We start from the raw sequence: 21,429 nt of genomic DNA, 5'->3' as shown, positions 1-21,429 counted from the left end.
TATAATGAAAGTATGAAATTAAATTTCAAAGTAGGTGGGAATATGTTAGAAAATTTATCGACAGAACATCGCAATGAGAAGACGATGAATTTAGATGAGATGAGCATAAAAGAAGTTTTGCAAAGTATGAATGAAGAAGATCGAACTGTTGCATTAGCAGTTGAAAATGAAATAGAGCAGATTGAAAAAGTTGTGCAGACTGTTATTAAATCTTTCGAAGAAGAGGGCCGATTAATTTACATTGGGGCTGGTACGAGTGGCCGTTTAGGTATTTTGGACGCAGTGGAATGTCCGCCGACATTTGGCACAGACGATAAAATGGTGCAAGGATTTATAGCAGGTGGATTGAAAGCGTTTACTAAAGCGGTAGAAGGTGCAGAAGATCGCGAAGAATTAGCAGAAGAAGATTTAAAAAGTATTGGATTAAACGAGAAAGATACAGTGATTGGAATTGCGGCAAGTGGCCGAACTCCTTATGTAATTGGCGGCTTGAAGTACGCGAATAGCGTAGGAGCGAGTACAGCTAGTATCTCTTGTAATAAAAATGCTGAAATAAGTAAATATGCAAAACTAAATGTGGAAGTAGAAACAGGCGCAGAAATTTTAACAGGTTCAACGCGGTTGAAGGCTGGTACAGCGCAAAAATTAGTACTGAATATGATTTCAACAGCTTCTATGATTGGTGTTGGAAAAGTATATAAAAATTTAATGGTAGATGTTCAATCTACGAATGAAAAGTTAATAGAACGATCAAAACGAATTATTGTGGAAGCAACAGGGGTTAGTTATGAAGTAGCGGCAGAGCATTATGAAAAAGCAGAACGTAACGTGAAAGCTGCGATTGTTATGGTGTTATTGCAGTGTGAGTATGGGGAAGCACTGAAGAAACTAAAAGAAGCGAAAGGGTTTGTGAAGAAGGCACTATAAATAATAGGGAGGGGGATTCTATTATGAGGAAAGAAGAGAGAATGGCGAAAGAAATTTCGGAGCAACTTGGGGGAGTAAAAAATATTCGTGGCATCGCTCATTGTATGACGAGACTACGATTAACGCTTCATGATGAAAGTAAAGTGAACATGGACCTTTTGAAAAAGGTTGAAGGGGTTATGGGCGTTATTGAAGATGAGACGCTTCAAGTTGTCGTTGGTCCGGGAACGGTAAATAAAGTAGCAGCAGAGATGGAAGGTTTAACGGGACTGCGAATTGGTGAGGTGGCAGATCATCACCTTGAAGATCTTGGGCAAGAGATGAAGTCAGAGATGAAGAAGAAAAATAATACACCGGTGAAAAACTTTTTAAGAAAAATAGGAAGTATTTTCATTCCGTTAATTCCGGGTCTTGTTGCGTCAGGTATTATAAACGGGGTTGCTAACTTTGCGAAAAACGCAGGCGCTGATCCGAATGCAACATGGCTACAAATGTTACTACTTATTGGCGGCGGTATCTTTACATTCTTAGGCATTTTAGTGGGCTGGAATACAGCGAAAGAGTTTGGCGGGACACCAGTTCTTGGGGCAATTGCTGGTATTTTAATTTTCAATCCGGCGATGGCGAACGTAAAGTTATTTGGTGAAGCGCTCGTACCCGGACGGGGCGGATTGTTTGCAGTTATTTTTGCAGCGTGGCTTATGGTTGTAGTGGAAAGACAAGTTCGAAAAGCTGTACCAAATGCAGTTGATATTATTGTAACGCCGCTTATTACTGTGTTAGTGGTAAGTATCGTAACGATGTTAGCAATTCAGCCGGTAGCAGGTTTCTTATCTGAAGGAATTACAAACGGAATTAATGGCATTTTAAATATTGGCGGAGCGTTTGCGGGAGCAGTACTTGCTGGAACATTTTTACCGCTCGTTATGGTCGGATTACATCACGGTTTAACACCGATTCATATGGAGTTTATTAATCAAACGCACGTAACGCCTTTATTACCGGTACTTGCAATGGCTGGCGCTGGGCAAGTAGGAGCAGCGATTGCTATTTTTGTAAAAACAAAAAACAAACGACTTCGTAACGTAATTAAAGGAGCATTACCAGTTGGATTTTTAGGAATTGGTGAACCGTTATTATACGGGGTTACATTACCACTGGGAAAACCGTTTCTTACAGCTTGTTTAGGAGCAGCAGTTGGCGGTGCATTCCAAGCAGTTATGAAAACAGCTGCACTCGGAATCGGTGTATCTGGATTATCATTAATTCCGTTAATTGCTGATAATAAATATTTATTATATTTCCTTGGATTAGTAGTGGCATATACGTTCGGATTCATCTTTACGTACTTCTTCGGATTTAAAGAAGAAATGGCAGAAAACATATAGAGAAAGGGATTCCTTTCTCTTTTTTTATTCATAGAAAGGGAGATTCATATGATTGGAGTTTCAATTTACCTTGCAAAAGAACGAGTAAAGAAGCAAGAAGAATGGCTAAAAGTAGCGAAGAAAAACGGATTTTTATCTATTTTTACATCACTTCATATACCAGAAGATGATCCAAATACGTATAAAGAGTTAATTCAAACACTTGGGAAACAGGCTCTTGAAAATGAAATGGAATTAATGGTTGATGTTTCCCCAAAATCGCTACACCATTTAGGAATGACGTACGAAAATGTGGAAGAGTTAGTAGAGTGGGGAATTACTGGTTTACGAATGGACTATGGCATCACGCCGAAAGAAATCGCACGTGTATCCCATAAAATGAAAGTAGCTTTAAATGCGAGTACGATTACAGATTCATTTTGGAAAGAGTTAATCACTGAAAAGATACGGGTAGAGAATGTAGAAGCATGGCATAATTTTTATCCGCGTCCAGAAACAGGACTAGCAAAGTCCTTCTTGCAACAGCAAAATCAATATTTACATGAGTGTGGAATAAAAACGATGGCATTTATTCCGGGAGATGGTGAAAAACGCGGTCCGTTATGTGAAGGTTTACCAACGTTAGAAAAGCACCGCTATATGCGCCCGCTTGAAGCGTACTTAGAACTTGTACAAGATTGTGGTGTCGATAAAGTGTTAATCGGGGATATAAGCGGAAGTATAGAAAGTGTACAAGAAATAGCGAGTGCGAGTAGAGGAATTATTCCGCTGCGATACGAGCCATTGATAGAGAAAAGTGAAGTGTTAAAAATGGTAGAACAAGTGCATACAAATAGACTAGATCCAGCGCGTGATGTCATTCGTTCTGTAGAATCACGAGAAGAAAATAAAGTGATCTTACAGCCGATGAATGCAATTTTAAGAAAGAAAGGCAGCGTTACAATTGATAATGAATTGTACGGTAGATATGCAGGAGAGATGCAAGTTGCTATACATGATTTACCTGCAGATGAGAAAGTGAACGTTGTTGGCATCGTTGTAGAAGAGGATATATCTTTATTGCCGTATGTTGGTGCTGGAAAAATGTTTCAACTTTTTTGTGCGATAGAGTAAAAGCTTGCATTAGCGCTATTTTGTAAGAAAACATTATCCGTAAAAGGGATAATGTTTTTTGTTTTCTTTAAAAAAGTATTTGACGAATGAAATGAAATACCGTATTGTTTTGACTTGTAAATAAAAGTTCACCATAACAAAACAAAAAGGAGAGTTCAAAATGAATCAATACATTGGTAACTTAATTATTCGTATCGTGTTAGGAGTAACGTTCTTTGCACATGGTTTAGCGAAGTTTCAATCAGGTATCGATAATGTAGCAGGCTGGTTTACAAGCATTGGCTTACCAGGCGGTCTTGCATATGGCGTAGCAACAGTTGAATTAGTTGGTGGTATATTATTAATTATCGGTTTAGGCGTAAAATATTTAGGATTGTTATTCGCTCTTATTTTAGCTGGAGCTATCGTAAAGGTAAATGGAGCAGCAGGATTATTAGGAGATGGAAAGAATCCAGGATATGAATTAGACCTTGCATTATTAGCAATGGGTGCGTATTTATTCGTTGTAAAAGCAGAAGGATATGTAGACCGTTTCATAAAAGAGAAAGTAATGAAAACGCAGTAGACTCTATTTATAAATTGTTGACTTGAATCATTATTGTAACTATAATAATTACAACTCTTAGATTAAGAATAAAATAATTTAAATATTTTTTCGCACAAGTTGTAACACGTTTGGTTACACCTTGTGCGAAAAATAAATATAACGGGAGGAAGTAACATGTCTAAATCAAATTTAGAAATTATTCGAAGTACATATGAAGGATCAGCTTCTTCGAATGCAAAACATTTAGCAGAAGCCCTCTCTGAAAAAGTAGAATGGACAGAGGCAGAAGGATTCCCGTACGGGGGAACTTATATCGGTGTAGAAGCAATAATGGAAAATGTATTTAGCCGATTAGGATCAGAATGGGATGCTTATAAAGCAAGTGTAAATACGTATCATGAAGTAAGTGAAAAAGATGTAATTATTGCTGAAGGTGTTTATTCAGGAGTTTATAAAGAAACAGGAAAATCATTTGAAGCAGAATTTGTTCATGTATGGCAACTTGAAAATGGAAAAATCATAAAATTCAAGCAATGTGTGGATAGTTATATTGTGCGAGAAGCGCTTAAGGTTTAAAATGAAATAAGGAAACAAATGGAATCGACTGTGTGCAGGCGATTCCATTTGTTTATGTGATTATTAGGGGAATGGGGAATACATAATATGAAAAAATGGATTATAGGGACAATTACAGTGATCGTAATTGCGATAGGAGCTGTATTCGGTGTTACTAAAGGTATTAATTATATAGAAGAAGAGGAGAAGAGTCTTAAAGCACAAAAAGTAATGGGACAACAAGGAAAGAAAGCAGAGGAAGAGAAGCAACAAGTTAGTGAAGCTGAAATTATTTCTACAATGCATAGGATGGTACATCAAAAAGTGAAATCCTCTGAAAAATGGGGATTTATTGAAATGACAAATAAGGAAATTCGTGGTGCGAAGAACGCAGTAGAAAGCAGTACGAATTTTAAATATAAGTCAGAGTTACTTTCTACTTTGGAGCGCTGGGAGAAAGGGGATTTTTCACAAACGGTTGAGGAGCATAACTTTTTGTGGGAAATTCAAGGTGGTGATACTGGAAAGGCGACAGAACGTTTATCGCCAGAAGAAGAAAAGCAGTATGTGAAAGAAATGAAACGTAAATAAAAACATCGCCACTTCGGTGGCGATGTTTTTGGATTAAGAATGTTTTCGCATTAAAGCTCTAGTTGGCTGAACAGTAACCGTTTTGAAATGGGAAAATAAATAACATCCTGTCACAACGATCATTGTCCCTAAAATTTGAATCCACGTTAATTCTTCTCCGAGGAAAAGGAATGCTAAAATAGCTGTGAAGATGGGGTTGAAGTTTAGAAAAATACCTGATGTAGTTGCTCCTAATTTTTGTACGCCAATATTCCAAAATACCATGCAAAGAACTGTGGAAATAAGCCCTGTATATAAAAGTGAAGTTATGAAAGAAGTATTTATATTTGTAACAGTGAAGCTCTCTATATTAAATGGCAGTAATAAAATAACGCCGAAAATACCAGAGTATAGCGTCGCCATAAGTGGTGTTGTTGTCTTTGTTGCCCATTTACTACAAACAGAATACATTCCCCAAATACAAACAGCCGCGATCATCCATAAATCGCCACTATTAAAATGTAGTGAAAATAAAAGGGTAAAGTTACCTTTTAATAGGACGAGGATAACCCCGAAGAATGAAAGAATCATAGATAAAATTTGAAGTGTATTTACTTTTTCTTTTAGAAATAAGACAGAAAATAGTGCAATGGAAATCGCGTTTAATGTAGAAATAAGCCCTACATTTGTTGCGGATGTTTTTTCTAATGCTAGAAATTGAAAGATGTTAAAAAGAGCAACCCCTGAAATTCCCATCAATATTAACGGAAGTATCGCAGCGCGTGGTGGAATGATTTTCTTTTCTTTAAACCATACCATTGGTAATAAACAAACAATCGCAATCATCCATCTTAAACTTGTAAGTGTCATTGGAGATGCGTGATCAACAAGTGATTTTCCAACGACAAAGTTTCCTCCCCATAATAAGCTCGTTAGTAATAGTAAAAATACATAAAAATAAGGCATATTAAAATCCCCTTTGTTGTAATCAATGTGAATTGTAAATAATTTTAGCATTTTTCTTTATTGTGTAATATATTATTTTGTATAATGAATAAAAGTCGATAAAATGTTTTGTTATAAATGAAATTCACAGAAAAATATTCAGTTTTATATAAGTTATAAGGTGTTTTTTCGAATAATCATCGGTAATAAAAAGGAGGATTTCGATGGAGTCGTCTGTTATTAAAGTGTTGGATGATCTAGACGTACAAATTTTAGATATATTGCAGAAGGAGTCACAAGTAAGTAATGCAGAGCTTGCACGACGTGTTAATTTATCACCAGCTGCAATGCATGCGAGAATAAAAAGATTAGATGGAGAAGGATTCATTGATAAGCAAGTAGCTATTTTAAATCAAGAAAAGCTTGGTTTTGATTTGTTATGCTTCATTTTTATGAGTACGAATATTCATCAATCGGATAAACTTGAAGTGTTGGAAAAAGAATTAGAAGCGATGCCGGAAGTGTTAGAATGTCACTGTTTAACAGGGGAGTATGATTATTTATTAAAGGTTGCAAATCGTGATCGTAAAGAGCTGGAACAGTTTATTAGAAAGCTAAATAAGCTTGGTATTACAAGGATACAGACGAGTTTAGCACTACGTGAAATTAAATATTCGACGGTATTACCGATACGAAATGAGGAACCGAGCATCGATTAGATTGCTTGGTTTTTTGTTTGTATAAAGTGATTGACGAGAAGAAAAGAGAGATGTATTATTATATAAAATTATGTATTAAAATTCATTTTGGGTTATAAATATTAATATCGGGGGCAAGGGGATAGCATATGAAAATCTGTAATGCGGTTACGAGTGATGTGAAAGAAATTTATAGTCTCATTGAAGTTTATGCAAAAGAGGGAGTGGTTTTACCGCGTTCTCTTTTGTCTCTCTATCAATATTTACAATGTTTATATGTTGTGAAAAAAGAGGGGGAAATCGTCGGAGTTGCTGGTTTACATGTATTAGGGGAGGACCTTGCAGAAGTACGATCGTTAGTCGTTTCGCATACTTATGCAGGGAAAGGTATCGGACGTATGTTAGTAAACCATGTAATAAATGAGGCAGCGAAAATAAAAGTGAGCAGAGTTATTTCTTTAACATATGAAACGGAATTTTTTCAAAAGTGCGGGTTTGATTTTGTGAATAGAGAGGCGTTACCAGAGAAGGTATGGATTGATTGTAGACATTGTCCAAAGGTAGATTATTGTGATGAGGTGGCGATGATTCGGTACGTTGGATGAAGCAAAAGAAATAAGAGCAGCTAGCAAAAGCTAACTGCTCTATTCAAGGGATCTCTCCAAGGGGGAGTGGAGAAAATATTATGTTACTAGCAGTATTGACAGATTATTAGGAAATATACAAATCAGATGAAAGAAATTTTAAATAAACTTTCGGCATTGACAGTTTTTAAAATATTCATGTACAATACATATGAATGACATTCAGTCATATTCTGTGTCAGGATGTAGTTAGTTTGAAAACGGAACAAATACAAAAGGTAAATGAGGATGATAGTTGTTTATATATAGTAGTGATGAAAGAGCATATTTTTTTAAAACAAAATGACTGATAGTCAGTCATAAGAGGTGAGAGGTATGAAAAATAAAGCTTGGTTATATGTCATATTAACATGTATCTTTGAAATTTTTTGGGTGTTTGGTTTTAATACGGCCAATACTTGGTGGCATTGGATTATCATTTTAGGAGTTATCGCTGTTGATTTTCACTTCCTTTCTAAAGCGTGTGAACATCTTGCAACAGGGACCGTATATGCTGTGTTCGCCGGAGCTGGTACGGTAGGTACTTTCTTAATGGATGTCTTCCTTTTTGGCGGGAGTTTCAGTGTAGGAAAATTATTCTTTATCGTGATGGTTGTAGCCGGCGTTATCGGTTTAAAGCTAGCTGATAATAAGGAAGAAACTGTGGAAGGAGCTGCTTAAAAATGGGTTGGTTTTTCGTATTTTGTGCTGCAATTAGTGAAATAGTCGGTGTGATCGGTCTTAAAATGTATAGTAAAGATAAAACGTTAGCAAATGGGGCACTTTATATAGGTGGCTTTGCTACATCCTTCGCATTCTTGTATACATCTTTCTTATTTTTACAAGTAAGTGTCGCGTATGCGGTTTGGATTGGTATTGGAACAGCGGGAGCCGTTTTATTAAACATGTTCTTGTTTGGTGAGTCGAAAAGTAAAGCGCGTATCATTAGTGTGGCTCTTATTGTATGCGGAGTGACAGGATTAAAGGCTCTTTCGTAAAGATATACTGTATCTCCTAACAAGTCGTTAGGAGATTTTTATTATAAAAAGTACACGATAATTGACAGTACAGCTAGTTATTCTATAAAATGAGTGACAGTCATTCAATACGCGTGTGAAAGGGTTTAGATGATGAATAAAAAAGAGAAAATTGTCTATGCAGCGATTGAAGTATTTCAGGAAAAGGGCGTTGAAAAAACGAAGATTTCTGATATCGTGAAATTAGCTGGCATTGCACAAGGAACTTTCTATTTATATTTTCCTTCTAAGTTATCTGTTATGCCTGCAATAGCAGAAGTGATGGTTGAAAAGATGATACTTGCAGTAAAAGAAAAAGTGCAAAACGATGCGCCTTTCTTAAGTAAAGTAACGCAAGTAATAGATGCGGTGTTTCACTTCATAGAGGAATATCGTGAAATACAAGCTTTAATGTATGCGGGTCTTGCATCTACAGAACATATAAAAGAATGGGAAGCTGTGTATGAGCCTCTTTATATGTGGCTAAGTGAATTTTTAGGTGAGGCGAAAGAAGCGGGTGAAATTCGTGAGTCGGTACACGCAGAGCGAACAGCGAAGTTATTTATCGCTCTAGTTGAATCAGCAGCGGAACAAGTTTATTTATATGATCATAAAGATGATGAGCAAGTGGATTTGCAAAAGGCAGAAGTACTAGATTTTTTAACACATGCACTACATATAAAGAAATAGTGGGATGAACCTGTCTGAAAAGGTAGGTTCATTTTTGAGGAAAACTGAATGATAGTCATTCACCTAATGCGTATGTATGTGTGGAAGGATAGAGTGAAATTCTAATGAGTGGGACATCTTCACTCATTATTAGCCCATAAATAGCAGGATAAAGAAAAAGCTTCTTGGGCATTATTTTTTGAGAGGAATTTACGGGAAGAGGTGTTAAAAGTGAAGAAACCGATAAAAGAACAAAAGATGGTATTGGTCATTCTTTTGAGTAATATATTTATCGCTTTTTTAGGGATTGGATTAATTATTCCGGTTATGCCGTCTTTTATGAATGATATGCATTTAACAGGGAAGACGATGGGGTATCTCGTTGCAGTATTCGCAATGGCTCAACTTATTGCTTCACCTATTACAGGCCGGTGGGTCGACCTTTATGGTAGAAAGAAAATGATAATCATTGGATTATTTATTTTTGGTGTTTCAGAGCTTCTGTTTGGATTAGGAACAGATGTATGGATGCTCTATGCAGCGAGGGTGTTAGGCGGAATTAGTGCTGCGTTTATTATGCCTGGTGTTACGGCATATGTTGCGGATATTACATCTATACAGGAACGTCCAAAGGCGATGGGATATTTATCTGCTGCTATTAGTACCGGCTTTATTATAGGACCTGGAATCGGCGGATTTATTGCAGAATACGGTATACGTGTGCCGTTTTTCGTTGCAGCAGCAATTGCTTTTATAGCATGTGTCATTTCGATTTTTATTTTAAAAGAGCCGTTAACGAAAGAAGAGCTTGCAGAGATTTCTTCTAATACGAAAGAATCAAGTTTTATTGGAGATTTAAAGAAATCATTACATCCAATGTATGCAATCGCATTTATTATCGTATTTGTCCTTGCATTTGGTTTATCGGCGTATGAAACTGTGTTTAGTCTGTTTTCTGATCATAAGTTTGGGTTCACACCGAAAGATATTGCGGCAATTATTACAATTAGTTCAATCTTTGGGGTAGTTGTGCAAGTATTTATGTTTGGTAAATTAGTTGATATGTTCGGTGAAAAAGTGTTAATTCAAATCTGTTTAATTGTAGGTGCAGTATTAGCGTTCGTTTCAACTGTAGTCTTTAATTATTGGATTGTACTTCTCGTTACTTGCTTTATTTTCCTTGCATTTGATTTGCTTCGCCCAGCTTTAACGACGTTTTTATCAAAAGCAGCTGGAAAAGAGCAAGGATTCGTTGCTGGTATGAACTCGACTTATACGAGTTTAGGAAATATAGCAGGACCAGCGATGGGCGGAATATTATTTGATATGAATATTCATTATCCATATGCATTTTCAGGAGTTGTCTTAATAGTTGGTCTCGCTATTACATTTATGTGGAGAGAGAAACAGTTAGCTGAGAGTTTTGCGAAGTAATAAAACCCCTTATCAGAGTTATCAAGGTTCAATTTATAAAATGATTATGAAATGAATCCCTATCATATATAATATGTTAGGGATTTTTTGTACTTTGGAAAAGAATATATTGCGTATCCATACTCATAGTAATGATCAACGAAAAAATGAATTATTTAATGCTAATAATTGGGGGCACTTTATTGTTTAATCGGGTGAAACTTCGTATTACTCTAAACTCTCCATTGTCATACTAATACTTTCATAAAAACAATTACTAATATTTATGCCCCTAAGTTTTGTGTTTGTAAAATCAATATAAATTTTGATATAAAAATATAAGAGCCATTCTACTTTTTATTGTGGAATGGCTCTTTAAAGTTGTTTAGTTTGTGCAACGAACCAGTAAATAACAAGCCAAAGATTTAGTTGCTTTGCGTGTATACCCTCACAAGAAAAAATATAGATTTTATCTTGTGGGGACATTATAAAATTTTTAAGTTGATGCACATATATGGAGAAGTCTAATAGTGTATAAACTCATAAAATATAAGTTTATACGTTTCATGTTTTTCTCCTTTTATAAAAGCCCACATAATTTAATAAGTGGATGGCTGTATCCATAACTTCGCAAAATTTGCCCAACCGAATGAATCAATTGTTACGTTTTTTAAAGAAGAAGGGTATGTCTTTCTTTTTAAAACGTGATAGTTAAATAAAATGATGTGTTCTGTTTGTAAAAATTCTTCGATCTCATACATGAGCTCGTAGCGCTTTTCTTTATTTTCTTCTAATAAAAATGTATCAAGTAAGCAGTTAATTTGTTTTTCATAATGCGGGTCCATAAACCGGTTTACGAAGCAACTTTTATTTTTAAATACATTTAAGAATGCAAGTTCATGATCGGCAGCAAACACTTCTCCCATGAAAATAATATCGGCATGTTGATCGATAGAACGGTTCATATAATCTGAAACGAGAAATGGGTGAAGCTCTACTTGTATACCTAAACTTTCACATCGTTCTTTTAAGAAATATGCATCATTTGCACTATCTTTAAATGCGAAGAAGTAAATATGTATCGTCTCTCCATTATAAGTGCTCTTTTTTAAATACTCTTTCGCTTTTTCTAAAGAGTAAGATCTTTTAGGAGCTTGGCGGCTTCTTTCAGGGAAAAAGCTTGATGCAGCAATTGTTCGTCTTCCTTCTATGTTACGAAGTATCATTTCAACGTCATATAGTTCTCTCCAAGCCTTTCGAAAGTAAATGTCGTGATGAGGACCAGGTTTTGTAAAGTTGAAGCCAGCATAAATACAACCTATTTCTTCTATTTGTATATCATGCCTTTCATTTTCTTCTTCATTTGGTAGTTCATAATCAGCATCGATTTGTACATGATCCGGAATACCCCAAAATTCAATACGATCTAATAACGCGCGCTCTTTAAAATAATGAGTGAACGCTTCGAGTACGATATTGTCTTCAGAGTAATGAGCAAGTTTGAAAGGTCCAGTACCTATATAATGATGATTTTGAATAACTGCATCATGTGGCAAAATTGCTAGTTGTATGGAACTTACATAGTGTAAGAAAAATAAATTTGGTTTTGCTAAATGAAATCGAATTTGCAGTGGTGATGGTGTTTCAATTTGAACAATTTCTTCTGTTAACCATTCGAAAGGAGAGTGAACTTCTTTTAGTCTTTCAAATGAAAATCGTACATCTTTAGAAGTTAAAACTGTTTCGTTATGAAAATATACATCCTTTCGTAAATAAAAAGTCCACGTCAGCCCGTCTTCACTTAATTCCCACGTATGCGCAATGTGTGGTTCCATTTTTTCCGTAACATCGTTATAAACGACTAACGTATCAAAAATTTGATTCGTAAGATGGCTCTCTGTAGTTACAGCCACAAAAGCCGGATCTAATGGGACTATCTTTCTCGATATAGGAATTTTTAGTATGTCGTACATATCATTTGAAGGTTCGTATCCAAAATGATGATGTAGTTTATTTTCTATCTTTTTTTGAAGTGCAAGGGGTAGGGGTTCTTTTAAAAGAAGAAAAACGTCCTTTAATTTTTCTCGCGCTAACATTTCATCTGTATAGGACTCAATCGCTTCTACGAAATTATGTATAAATAGAATTTCTGTTTTATTTCCGCGTCCTCGCCCTGGAGTCCAGCTAATTAATTGTTCCTCGCTCATTTTCTTTAATAAAATCTTTACGTTTTTCGTACTGCAATATAAAACATCCGCTAATTCTTGTAAGCTATTTCGCATATGTTGTTGATCTTGTGCATGTAGTCTTAGTCTAATGTAATAGTCCATAATTTTCATATATACACTTCCTTCTATTATAAAAGGGGAAACTCTTTAGAATATTCTAACCTTTTTCTTCCTTTTTTTCAAAGTAAAATAAGTAAGCATAAGGAGGGGGAAACAATGGGATTTTGGAGTATGCATCGAAATATAAAAATTAGAATTATAACTTCGTTTTTAACACGTACTGTATCCACGATGATTTTTCCATTTATGGCGATTTATTTTTCAATAAAGTTAGGTAGTGCGATTGCTGGTGCGTTACTACTTATTAATGTCATAGCTTCGTTAGTAATTGGTTTATACGGTGGATATGTTGGAGACCGGCTTGGTCGTAAAAAGGTTATGATTATCGGTCAAAGTATACAAGTCATTTCCATTGCTTGTATGGGGATTGCGAATTCCGATTATGTAGATTCACCGTGGCTAACATTTGTATTTATGTTAGTGAATAGTTTAGGATCTGGACTTATGAACCCTGCGACAGAGGCAATGTTAATTGATGTAAGTACACCTGAAAATCGAAAAGTGATGTACAGCATTAACTATTGGGCAATTAATTTATCCATTGCGATTGGAGCGATATTTGGCGGATTACTATTTGAGAACTATAGATTGCAATTGTTTATCGGATTAACAGTGATTGCAGTTATTACTTTATATGTGATGGCTGTATATATGGAAGAAGTGTATATAGCACGGAAAACGGTGGAGAAGAAAAATGTATTAAAAGATATGGCGGATAGTTATAAAGTCGTAATGAAAGATAGAGCGTTTTTAATTTTTTGTGCAGCAAGTATATGTACATTATCGTTAGAGTTTCAAATTAATAATTATTTAGGAGTACGCTTGCAGAAGGAATTTGAAACGGTGCACTTTTTATTCGGGAATGGTGTTACGTTTGATTTAACAGGTATTCGCATGCTGAGCTGGATTTCTGCAGAGAATACAATTTTAGTTGTATTATGTTCAGCACTTCTTATTAAATTGCTGAAAAGCTTCAACGATTTGAAAATCTTATATGTAGGCTTATTCATTTATACAATTGGATTTACAATACTCGGAACGAGCAATAGTTTATGGATTTTATTAATTGCAGGGCTTTTCCAAACGGTAGGCGAGATGATGTATGTGCCAGTGCGTCAATCTATTATGGCAGATATGGTACCAAATGAGGCGAGAGGTTCATATATGGCGATTAACGGAATGGTCTTTCAAGTGGCAAAAATGAACGGGGCATTGGGTGTTATGCTAGGTTCATTTATCGCATCTTGGGGCATGAGTGCTCTGTACTTTATCGTTGGTATGAGCAGTATTTTATTATTTATGAAGGCGATTGGGAGAGAGAAGTATGAGGGGGAGGTTTCTCAGATTGGATAAAACGATATGAAAAGCGATGCTAGAAATCGCTTTTCATATGGCTTTTAAAACGGATCAACTTCAGCTAAATTTGGAGTAGTGCTCGGTTGTAGTAAAAGATTTTTTAACGTTCCTACTTCAGAAAGAGTGACTAATATGTAGCCACTAATTAGTACAATAAGTCCGATGACGCGTAACGTTTGTAAGCTCACTTCATTATTATTCGTTTCCATTGGATTTGGGGGCGTTGAAGGTGGATTGTTATTCATAAATAAGGCTCCCATCTTTTGTATTTATATATGTGTAAAATCATGATTTAACTTATGGATAGGAATTGTATAGTCATTTTCACTATATGAGAACTGCTTATGAAAAGTGATTAGAAGTTCCAGGGAGAGAAAAGAGGGGGGATGAAAAGATCATTAAAATAAGGTTCTTTTTTGTTTTTCATACAAATAAAAAGATTAATCAAAGTAGCTAAATAGCTACTTTGATTAATCTTTAATAACTATCTCAATATACGCAACGATTCTTCAATAAAAGCTGGGATGTCCTCAGGTTGTCTACTTGTGACCAGCTGATTTTGGCATACGACTACTTCTTTATCGTGAAAGTTTCCGCCAGCGTTTTTTAAATCAACTTCAATAGATTTATATCCAGTCACATCGCGTCCTTCAAGTGTTTGTGCAGTGATGAGTAATTGGGGTCCGTGACAAATAGCAAAAACCGGTTTTTCCGCATCCATAAATGCTTTACTAAAGCGAACGAAACGCTCATCTGCACGAAGTATATCTGGGGAAAATCCACCCGGTATGAAGAGCGCATCAAAGTTTTCTGGAGAAACATCATCGATACCTTTATCAATTACAACTTCACTTTTTCCTTGCTTACCGTGTACCGTTTTCCCTTTTTCTGCTTCAATAGTTGTTAATTCATATCCCTTTTGTTTAAAAGCTTCTGCTGGCTCTGTGTATTCTGTGTCCTCGAAATAATCTGTTATTAAAGTAGCAATTTTTTTACTCATTCTAATCCGCTCCTTATATTATATTATCGATTCCAAAATCGTCCTTGGGCAATGCCTTCTATAAATGATTCAATTGAAGTGTTTGCTAAGTTGTAAATTCCTGCTCCATCTAATTTAATTTTACTATTGTCCAAAGCATGAGGATTACTAAGGACATAGGCTATCGGTTTAAAGTGTTTAAAAGTAGTTTCTGCAAATTCTAAAACAGGGGGTTGAATGACAGATTCGCTACTAAACACTAATACCGCATCAAAAAGTGCAGAGTCTGCTGTTGTATAAGTATCCGTTACTTTAATGGAATCATTGAATTGATGAATTTTATTATCTATGATGCTATAGTTCATTCGGTGTTGTACAAAAGCTTGAATCCATTCGGACAGAAGGGAGACGCTTGGGTCACCATTCAATAGAATTGCCACATTTTTGGAATTAGCTTTAAAAATAGTGTTGGACATACTTAGTGCAGGTGATTTTGCATCCGAATTTATTTCGTGATTTTCTTTAGGCAAAGGGGCTCCAATCATGTTAGCGACTTCCTTTGCTAATTGACGATCGACGTGGTTTAAAAGAGCAATTACATTTGCCTTCACCATGTCTGATTTGCACTTCCCAACTTCAAAGCAAAATGCATCTTTTATGTGCTGCTTTTCAATAGGGTTCATACTATTGTAGAAAAGTTTAGCTTGCGAATAAAAGTTAAGGAAGCTTTTACTGCGACCTCTAATTTTATGTCCATCAATCTTTTCTTGATAATGCTCATATCCGCCCTGTTCAGCTTGCACGGTTGCTGGTTGATTATTATTTAAGCCATTAGGATGATAGCTTGTTTGACCGCGATGAATCTGCATTTGATGCATGCCATCACGTTGATTATTATGAAAAGGACATACGGGCTGGTTAATAGGAATTTGGTGAAAATTAGGGCCTCCTAAACGAGATAATTGTGTATCTGTATAGGAGAACAATCTTCCTTGCAGAAGAGGGTCATTTGAAAAATCAATACCTGGTACGACATGGCCAGGGTGGAAAGCTACCTGCTCCGTTTCTGCAAAGAAGTTATCAACATTTTTGTTCAATGTCATTTTACCAACTAGTTTTACAGGAACTTCTTCTTCTGGCCATAATTTCGTTGGATCTAAAATATCAAAATCAAATGCATGTTCATCTTCTTCTGGAATTAGCTGCAATCCAAGCTCCCATTCCGGATAATCCCCTTTTTCAATTGCTTCATATAAATCTTGACGATGGAAATCAGGGTTTTTCCCAGCAATTCTTTGAGCTTCATCCCATACTAATGAATGAACTCCGAGGGTAGGTTTCCAGTGAAATTTTACGAAGTGGGCTTTTCCTTCTTTATTAATAAGTCGAAATGTATGAACCCCAAAACCTTCCATCATTCGTAAACTACGCGGAATAGCCCGGTCGCTCATCTGCCACATAACCATATGAGTAGACTCGGGATTGTGCGCAACAAAATCCCAAAATGTATCATGAGCGCTAGCTCCTTGAGGAATATCATTATGTGGTTCTGGTTTAACTGCATGGACAAAATCAGGGAATTTTATAGCATCTTGGATAAAGAATACTGGCATATTATTACCTACTAAATCATAGTTACCTTCATCTGTATAAAATTTTGTGGCGAATCCGCGTACATCTCTTACTGTATCGTTTGATCCTTTAGAACCTTGAACGGTTGAGAACCGTACAAATACAGGTGTTTTCTTGGAAGGATTAGTAAGAAAATCTGCTTTCGTATATGCTTCTAACGATTCATAAAGCTGAAAATAACCATGAGCACCAACTCCCCGTGCATGAACAATTCTTTCGGGAATTCGCTCGTGATCAAAATGGGTCATTTTCTCGCGAAAGTGGAAATCCTCCATTAAGGTTGGGCCTCTTAAGCCCATCTTTAAAGAGAATTCATCTTCGGCTATTTTTACTCCTTGGTTTGTTGTTAAAGCATGTTTGCGTTGATTGTCGGTAACGTGGTGCTTCAATTGTTCCATTTTTTTATTCACAATATAGGCCCCTCCTTTACGCTGTTAATTAATAAATACCCTTTTTATTAGGACGTAAACATGTATTATCGTTTTTGTATGTAAAATTATAAAATATCGATTGTGCTGGTGATTCTTGTTTGAGGAAGGAAAATAAAAAAGCCAAGGAGATCGTTTATTTTCTCCTTGGCTTTTAAGATAACTCTTTTCGTTAAAACGAAGAAACACGTTGCTTCGTTTTTGGTACAATAATAAATTTGATCCAAAGTAACCCGATAATCATAATGATAAGGCTATGTAAAAATTGTACAGTAGCAATGAGTATAACAATTGAAAATACAACAAGTTGAATGCTTAGCAATATAAAGATTAAGTGAAGAAATTGATTCATTCGTTTTTCAGTATCAATTGGATATAATGCTACAATAATATTTCCCGAAAAATATTTCCATAGGGAACGGAGCTGCATAGAAATCATATATAGGACGATATATGCGATGGCGCCTTTTACGTATATGTTTGGTATAAAATATAAGGCGAAGGCACCGATCAACCCTAAGCGAATATATATACCGAAATAATCATTCCCGCGTAAAAATGCGAGTGTATGTAAATAGAAGAAAGTTGCTCGTTTTTTATGTAATAAAGGTTCAATCCAAGTTGTAAGCCATTTTCTTTTATTTACTTGCTTATTTAGTTGCGGAACATCAGTGAAGATGCTAGCAAATTGATAAAAACGAACGTTCATTTTTTCTTCTTGCTCGATTATGTAATCCCACGGTATTCGTTTTGTAGGCTGTTTTTTCGTATAAAGAAGTAGGAAAGCAAGTAGTAAGAGTAATCCACCTAATATGAGAACATTTGCTACATAAAACAGCATATAAATGACTAGGGCGTTACAAGCAATACGAATAATCAGCCATATATTTTTTTCGTGACTATCACGCCACATCCAATGTATGTATATGTTCCAAGCTTTCGTAACCATTAAAACGATAAAGATTGTACATAAGAAAGGTACAGTTAATTGTAATGATTGCAGTGCAAGTGGAACGAGAATAAGGAACGTAAATAATAATGGGAAAAGCTGAATGATGTAATTATATAGAAGAGATTTTTTGAAATAAGATGTTAATTTCTCTTCTAGTGCTAGTAAATAGACAGCGTCAGGTTTTTGAATAAATGTACGGATAGGGCATCTCGTTATAATGAATGTAAGTACAATCGTGATGAGTAGTAAAGATATTCCTTTAGAAGGAGCTGCTTTTAGAAACTGAGCATAGTAGTATGCGCCAACGCATGAAATAAAGATAAAGCTATATAGTAAACCGTTAATCATACGTGCAAAGTATGTAATGATATTTTGCATATGTTGTTGGAAACGGCTGCTCCATAGTGATTCGATTGACATGTTTTTCACCTCTTTGTTCTATTATATATGTTTTTAGAAAAGAAAAAACGAGCAAATTGCGTTATGCAACTTGCCCGTTTTTCTTTTCGTTATTTTTTTTCTGATCACGATTCATTAATGGATAGAAAGCAAAGCCGATTACGAATAAACCAATTCCGAGAAGGAACGTTTTTATATCGGCTGCGCCTGTTTTAATAACCCATAGTGCGTAGCAAAGTGCAATTACTGCGACTATACCATCTGTAATTCTTGCCCGCATTTCATTTTTATACGTCTCACCAGTAGCGACTAGTTTTAACTGGAAGATTGGTGAAACGAGATATGGAATGAGATAGGCGAGTGTTGATACGGTAATAACGAATGTATAAGCTTCCGCAATTGTTCCTGATAATGTTGAGAATAAGAACACTTGCGACATAATGTTTGTTAATCGTAATGAATAAATTGGACTTCCTTTTTTGTTTGTTTTTGCGAAGAAGGAAGGGAAGAAACCTTCTTTTGCTGCTTGATACGGTACTTCTGAGCTTAATAAAATCCAGCCTAAGATGGAACCGAAGAGGGAAGTAAGAGCAAGTAATGCCATCAGTTTCCCGCCGCCGTGACCCATTGCAGCATTTAATGCATCTGCTAACGGACGTTCTGAGGCTTGTAATGTATCAACGTGAAGTACACCCATTGTTAAAATTGTAATTCCTAAGTAAATCGCAACTGTAATAAGTAATCCAGCAACTGTTGCGCGTTTTACTGTTTTTGGAGAAACAGCACGGTTTGATAAAAGAACGGCTGATTCAATTCCGATAAATGCCCAAAGCGTTGTAAGAGCAGCTAAATTTACTTGTGAAAGAAGGCCGTGTGATACACCTGATTTATCGATCATCGGTGTGTACCATTGTCCAAACTTAGAAGCTTCGAATGCAAATAACGTAACGACGATGAATAATAGGAATCCAGTTACTTTCGTTGTTGTTGCTAAGAAGTTTAGCTTTCCAGCTCCGCTTACACCGTTTGTTAATATAATATGAGTTCCCCAAAGTAAGATGGAACAAATCGTAAATGTAATTAGTTTTCCGACTTCTACGTTAAACGAACCGATTGAAAATAGTAGTCGTGTATCTTTCATAATTGGGAAGAAGAGTGATAAATATCCCGCAAATGATGTAATGATGGCAACGTTACTTGCCCAGTTTGCAACCCAATATCCCCATACCATACTGAAACCAGCCATTTTTTTCTTTTTTGGTGTTGAGAATAAAGCATATGCATGACTTTGTGGTCCTGTCGTTAAATCAGGACGACGAATTGCTAAATTACCGAAAACAAGAGCTAGCATTAAAACACCAAACCCTGTTGTTAACCAAGCTAAAGTGACACCGAGAGGGCTTGCTGTTTGTGCCAACGTACTTGGCACCATGAAAATCCCAGCGCCAACCATATTACCGACAACGAAAGCTGTGAGTACCCAAAAGCCCCATTTTTTTTGTTGCATAGAAAATACCTCCAAAGTTAGTATAACCAAGTCAAGCGAGGAGATATGTATGTCTTCCTGAGTCAGGAAGAGAAGTTCCAAACAAAACAAAAAAAGCACGTAATTTGCCGCTACATGCTTTCTATCTTATAAGAAACCCACGACATACCTCTCGATAGCTCTCCACAAACGAAACGTTTGTGACAGTTCTGCACTTATTAAATGCAGACCCAGCAAGCGTGCATGGTGGACACGGGCTTACTTCGGCAATCATTCCTTTCTCATTCTTTCATCAATGCCACTACATCTCCTGAAATGATACTCTTAATGATTGCAACCTCTACCTCACCGAGATACGAATGAGGATTTAAATATTAATTTAACGTATTTAAGAGTAACAAATGAATTTTTATACGTCAATGGATATAGTAATAATCAGATTATAGAGAAGAGTTTGTGATTAAAAGTAAGAGGGATTATTATGTAATATTGAATTTTCATAATATAATAAATGTTGTTGGCGCTAGATGATTGAAAAGGGGATGAAGTATATGGCTGTATGTCATAAACATTCAGTAATAGGTGTGTTAGATTCGGGAGTTGGGGGATTAACAGTTGCGAGCGAAATTATAAGACAATTGCCTAAAGAGAGCATTTATTATATTGGTGATAATGAGCGTTGTCCGTATGGGCCAAGAAGTGTAGAAGAGGTACAATCTTTCGTATTTGAAATGGTTGAGTTCCTTAAACAGTTTCCGTTAAAAGCTCTAGTTGTAGCATGTAATACTGCTGCAGCTGCTGCATTGGCTGCGTTGCAAGAAGCACTTTCTATTCCGGTTATTGGCGTTATACATCCGGGAGCGAGAGCGGCTATTAAAGTGACGAAGAAAGGGGAAATCGGAGTAATTGGAACTGTAGGTACGATAAAATCTAATATGTACGAAAAAGCATTGCATGAGCTTGATACATATTTGAAAGTGCATAGTCACGCGTGCCCGACTTTAGCTACAGTTGTAGAAAATCAATTAGAAGATACAGCATATGTAACCGAGCAAGTGAAACAAGCTTTACTGCCATTAATGAAAGAAAATATAGATACGCTAATTCTCGGATGTACGCATTATCCACTTTTAGAGTCCTATATTAAAAAGGAACTAGGGGAAGATGTAACGATTATTAGCTCTGCGGAAGAAACAGCGATAGAGTTAAGCACAATTTTACAGCATAAAGGAATTTTGTCTGACAATCTGAATCCTGAGCATCGATTTTTTACAACAGGCTCTGCCTTATCATTTGAACATATTGCTGAGCGTTGGCTAGGATATCACATTTCTGTAGAATGTGTGGATTTACCCGTAAAGAATGCTCGCATCTGTAATTAGACT

At 36.0% G+C, this 21,429-nt stretch carries 21 protein-coding genes and 1 riboswitch; of the genes, 14 read left to right on the top strand and 7 right to left on the bottom strand.

Annotation, left to right across the window (positions count from 1 at the left end; translation table 11 throughout):
* Nucleotides 1-42: 42 nt before the first annotated feature.
* The 6 genes from murQ (at nt 43) to MR147_RS10380 (ending at nt 5,121) form a co-directional block, all read left to right on the top strand.
* A complete protein-coding gene (murQ, locus tag MR147_RS10405) occupies nt 43-927 on the top strand; it encodes an N-acetylmuramic acid 6-phosphate etherase (protein WP_074608995.1) in 885 nt (294 codons plus the stop codon).
* A 23-nt stretch (nt 928-950) separates the two neighbouring features.
* Complete coding sequence (locus MR147_RS10400) at nt 951-2,315, top strand: PTS transporter subunit EIIC (protein ID WP_242304081.1); 1,365 nt, start codon at nt 951-953, stop codon at nt 2,313-2,315.
* A gap of 48 nt (nt 2,316-2,363) precedes the next feature.
* Complete coding sequence (locus MR147_RS10395; RefSeq protein WP_074608999.1) at nt 2,364-3,428, top strand: DUF871 domain-containing protein; 1,065 nt, start codon at nt 2,364-2,366, stop codon at nt 3,426-3,428.
* A gap of 160 nt (nt 3,429-3,588) precedes the next feature.
* A complete protein-coding gene (locus MR147_RS10390) occupies nt 3,589-3,993 on the top strand; it encodes a DoxX family protein (RefSeq protein WP_074609000.1) in 405 nt (134 codons plus the stop codon).
* 156 nt (nt 3,994-4,149) lie between these two features.
* Entirely contained in the window at nt 4,150-4,551 is a 402-nt protein-coding gene (locus MR147_RS10385) for a nuclear transport factor 2 family protein (protein ID WP_242304079.1), read from the top strand.
* 87 nt (nt 4,552-4,638) lie between these two features.
* Nucleotides 4,639-5,121: a DUF6241 domain-containing protein gene (locus MR147_RS10380; protein WP_242304078.1), complete on the top strand. Its 483-nt coding sequence runs from the start codon at nt 4,639-4,641 to the stop codon at nt 5,119-5,121.
* A gap of 33 nt (nt 5,122-5,154) precedes the next feature.
* Here the strand turns inward: MR147_RS10380 and MR147_RS10375 are convergent, their stop codons facing one another.
* Nucleotides 5,155-6,066 carry a DMT family transporter gene (locus tag MR147_RS10375; RefSeq protein ID WP_242304076.1) on the bottom strand — a complete coding sequence of 304 codons (912 nt, stop codon included), beginning with the start codon at nt 6,064-6,066 and terminating at the stop codon, nt 5,155-5,157.
* 203 nt (nt 6,067-6,269) lie between these two features.
* On the opposite strand from MR147_RS10375, the gene MR147_RS10370 reads away from it, so the two are divergent.
* From MR147_RS10370 to MR147_RS10345, 6 genes are all read left to right on the top strand, one after another.
* On the top strand, nt 6,270-6,764 hold the full coding sequence (locus MR147_RS10370) for an Lrp/AsnC family transcriptional regulator (protein ID WP_000446106.1): 495 nt from the start codon (nt 6,270-6,272) through the stop codon (nt 6,762-6,764).
* 128 nt (nt 6,765-6,892) lie between these two features.
* Nucleotides 6,893-7,348 (top strand): N-acetyltransferase, encoded by a 456-nt coding sequence (locus MR147_RS10365; protein ID WP_242304074.1) that lies wholly within the window; start codon nt 6,893-6,895, stop codon nt 7,346-7,348.
* Nucleotides 7,349-7,702: 354 nt separating this feature from the next.
* Entirely contained in the window at nt 7,703-8,047 is a 345-nt protein-coding gene (locus tag MR147_RS10360; RefSeq protein WP_000790626.1) for a DMT family transporter, read from the top strand.
* A 2-nt stretch (nt 8,048-8,049) separates the two neighbouring features.
* Complete coding sequence (locus tag MR147_RS10355; protein ID WP_000539674.1) at nt 8,050-8,364, top strand: DMT family transporter; 315 nt, start codon at nt 8,050-8,052, stop codon at nt 8,362-8,364.
* Nucleotides 8,365-8,493: 129 nt separating this feature from the next.
* Nucleotides 8,494-9,072 carry a TetR/AcrR family transcriptional regulator gene (locus MR147_RS10350; protein WP_242304073.1) on the top strand — a complete coding sequence of 193 codons (579 nt, stop codon included), beginning with the start codon at nt 8,494-8,496 and terminating at the stop codon, nt 9,070-9,072.
* Nucleotides 9,073-9,282: 210 nt separating this feature from the next.
* A complete protein-coding gene (locus tag MR147_RS10345; RefSeq protein ID WP_242304072.1) occupies nt 9,283-10,485 on the top strand; it encodes an MFS transporter in 1,203 nt (400 codons plus the stop codon).
* Between the two features lie 578 nt (nt 10,486-11,063).
* On the opposite strand, the gene MR147_RS10340 is transcribed toward MR147_RS10345, so the two are convergent.
* Nucleotides 11,064-12,803, bottom strand: coding sequence for an SgrR family transcriptional regulator (locus MR147_RS10340; RefSeq protein ID WP_242304071.1), 1,740 nt, complete (start codon nt 12,801-12,803; stop codon nt 11,064-11,066).
* Nucleotides 12,804-12,908: 105 nt separating this feature from the next.
* On the opposite strand from MR147_RS10340, the gene MR147_RS10335 reads away from it, so the two are divergent.
* Nucleotides 12,909-14,165, top strand: coding sequence for an MDR family MFS transporter (locus MR147_RS10335; protein WP_242304069.1), 1,257 nt, complete (start codon nt 12,909-12,911; stop codon nt 14,163-14,165).
* 44 nt (nt 14,166-14,209) lie between these two features.
* Here MR147_RS10335 and MR147_RS10330 read toward each other — a convergent pair whose 3' ends face one another.
* The 5 genes from MR147_RS10330 to MR147_RS10310 all read right to left on the bottom strand — a co-directional run bounded on the left by MR147_RS10330 (nt 14,210) and on the right by MR147_RS10310 (nt 20,065).
* The gene (locus tag MR147_RS10330; protein WP_088327408.1) at nt 14,210-14,413 is read right to left on the bottom strand and encodes a hypothetical protein; all 204 of its coding nucleotides are present in this window, start codon (nt 14,411-14,413) and stop codon (nt 14,210-14,212) included.
* Nucleotides 14,414-14,652: 239 nt separating this feature from the next.
* Entirely contained in the window at nt 14,653-15,168 is a 516-nt protein-coding gene (locus tag MR147_RS10325) for a type 1 glutamine amidotransferase domain-containing protein (RefSeq protein ID WP_242304067.1), read from the bottom strand.
* Nucleotides 15,169-15,191: 23 nt separating this feature from the next.
* Complete coding sequence (locus MR147_RS10320; protein ID WP_242304066.1) at nt 15,192-17,189, bottom strand: catalase; 1,998 nt, start codon at nt 17,187-17,189, stop codon at nt 15,192-15,194.
* Between the two features lie 190 nt (nt 17,190-17,379).
* Complete coding sequence (locus tag MR147_RS10315; protein ID WP_074609014.1) at nt 17,380-18,579, bottom strand: ABC transporter permease; 1,200 nt, start codon at nt 18,577-18,579, stop codon at nt 17,380-17,382.
* A 61-nt stretch (nt 18,580-18,640) separates the two neighbouring features.
* Nucleotides 18,641-20,065 (bottom strand): amino acid permease, encoded by a 1,425-nt coding sequence (locus MR147_RS10310; RefSeq protein ID WP_074609016.1) that lies wholly within the window; start codon nt 20,063-20,065, stop codon nt 18,641-18,643.
* 147 nt (nt 20,066-20,212) lie between these two features.
* Nucleotides 20,213-20,395, bottom strand: a riboswitch (Lysine riboswitch).
* A gap of 200 nt (nt 20,396-20,595) precedes the next feature.
* Here MR147_RS10310 and racE point away from each other — a divergent pair.
* The gene (gene racE, locus MR147_RS10305; protein ID WP_074609018.1) at nt 20,596-21,426 is read left to right on the top strand and encodes a glutamate racemase; all 831 of its coding nucleotides are present in this window, start codon (nt 20,596-20,598) and stop codon (nt 21,424-21,426) included.
* Nucleotides 21,427-21,429: the final 3 nt, after the last annotated feature.

Source organism: Bacillus cereus group sp. BfR-BA-01350 (genome assembly GCF_022663775.1).
Lineage (GTDB): Bacteria > Bacillota > Bacilli > Bacillales > Bacillaceae_G > Bacillus_A > Bacillus_A paranthracis.
This window is presented reverse-complemented; position numbering and strand designations above follow the sequence as displayed.

Coding starts and splice junctions, on each gene's coding strand:
- murQ (WP_074608995.1), top strand. CDS start 43: ATGTTAGAAAATTTATCGACAGAACATCGCAATGAGAAGACGATGAAT.
- MR147_RS10400 (WP_242304081.1), top strand. CDS start 951: ATGAGGAAAGAAGAGAGAATGGCGAAAGAAATTTCGGAGCAACTTGGG.
- MR147_RS10395 (WP_074608999.1), top strand. CDS start 2,364: ATGATTGGAGTTTCAATTTACCTTGCAAAAGAACGAGTAAAGAAGCAA.
- MR147_RS10390 (WP_074609000.1), top strand. CDS start 3,589: ATGAATCAATACATTGGTAACTTAATTATTCGTATCGTGTTAGGAGTA.
- MR147_RS10385 (WP_242304079.1), top strand. CDS start 4,150: ATGTCTAAATCAAATTTAGAAATTATTCGAAGTACATATGAAGGATCA.
- MR147_RS10380 (WP_242304078.1), top strand. CDS start 4,639: ATGAAAAAATGGATTATAGGGACAATTACAGTGATCGTAATTGCGATA.
- MR147_RS10375 (WP_242304076.1), bottom strand. CDS start 6,066: ATGCCTTATTTTTATGTATTTTTACTATTACTAACGAGCTTATTATGG.
- MR147_RS10370 (WP_000446106.1), top strand. CDS start 6,270: ATGGAGTCGTCTGTTATTAAAGTGTTGGATGATCTAGACGTACAAATT.
- MR147_RS10365 (WP_242304074.1), top strand. CDS start 6,893: ATGAAAATCTGTAATGCGGTTACGAGTGATGTGAAAGAAATTTATAGT.
- MR147_RS10360 (WP_000790626.1), top strand. CDS start 7,703: ATGAAAAATAAAGCTTGGTTATATGTCATATTAACATGTATCTTTGAA.
- MR147_RS10355 (WP_000539674.1), top strand. CDS start 8,050: ATGGGTTGGTTTTTCGTATTTTGTGCTGCAATTAGTGAAATAGTCGGT.
- MR147_RS10350 (WP_242304073.1), top strand. CDS start 8,494: ATGATGAATAAAAAAGAGAAAATTGTCTATGCAGCGATTGAAGTATTT.
- MR147_RS10340 (WP_242304071.1), bottom strand. CDS start 12,803: ATGAAAATTATGGACTATTACATTAGACTAAGACTACATGCACAAGAT.
- MR147_RS10335 (WP_242304069.1), top strand. CDS start 12,909: ATGGGATTTTGGAGTATGCATCGAAATATAAAAATTAGAATTATAACT.
- MR147_RS10330 (WP_088327408.1), bottom strand. CDS start 14,413: ATGAATAACAATCCACCTTCAACGCCCCCAAATCCAATGGAAACGAAT.
- MR147_RS10325 (WP_242304067.1), bottom strand. CDS start 15,168: ATGAGTAAAAAAATTGCTACTTTAATAACAGATTATTTCGAGGACACA.
- MR147_RS10315 (WP_074609014.1), bottom strand. CDS start 18,579: ATGTCAATCGAATCACTATGGAGCAGCCGTTTCCAACAACATATGCAA.
- MR147_RS10310 (WP_074609016.1), bottom strand. CDS start 20,065: ATGCAACAAAAAAAATGGGGCTTTTGGGTACTCACAGCTTTCGTTGTC.
- racE (WP_074609018.1), top strand. CDS start 20,596: ATGGCTGTATGTCATAAACATTCAGTAATAGGTGTGTTAGATTCGGGA.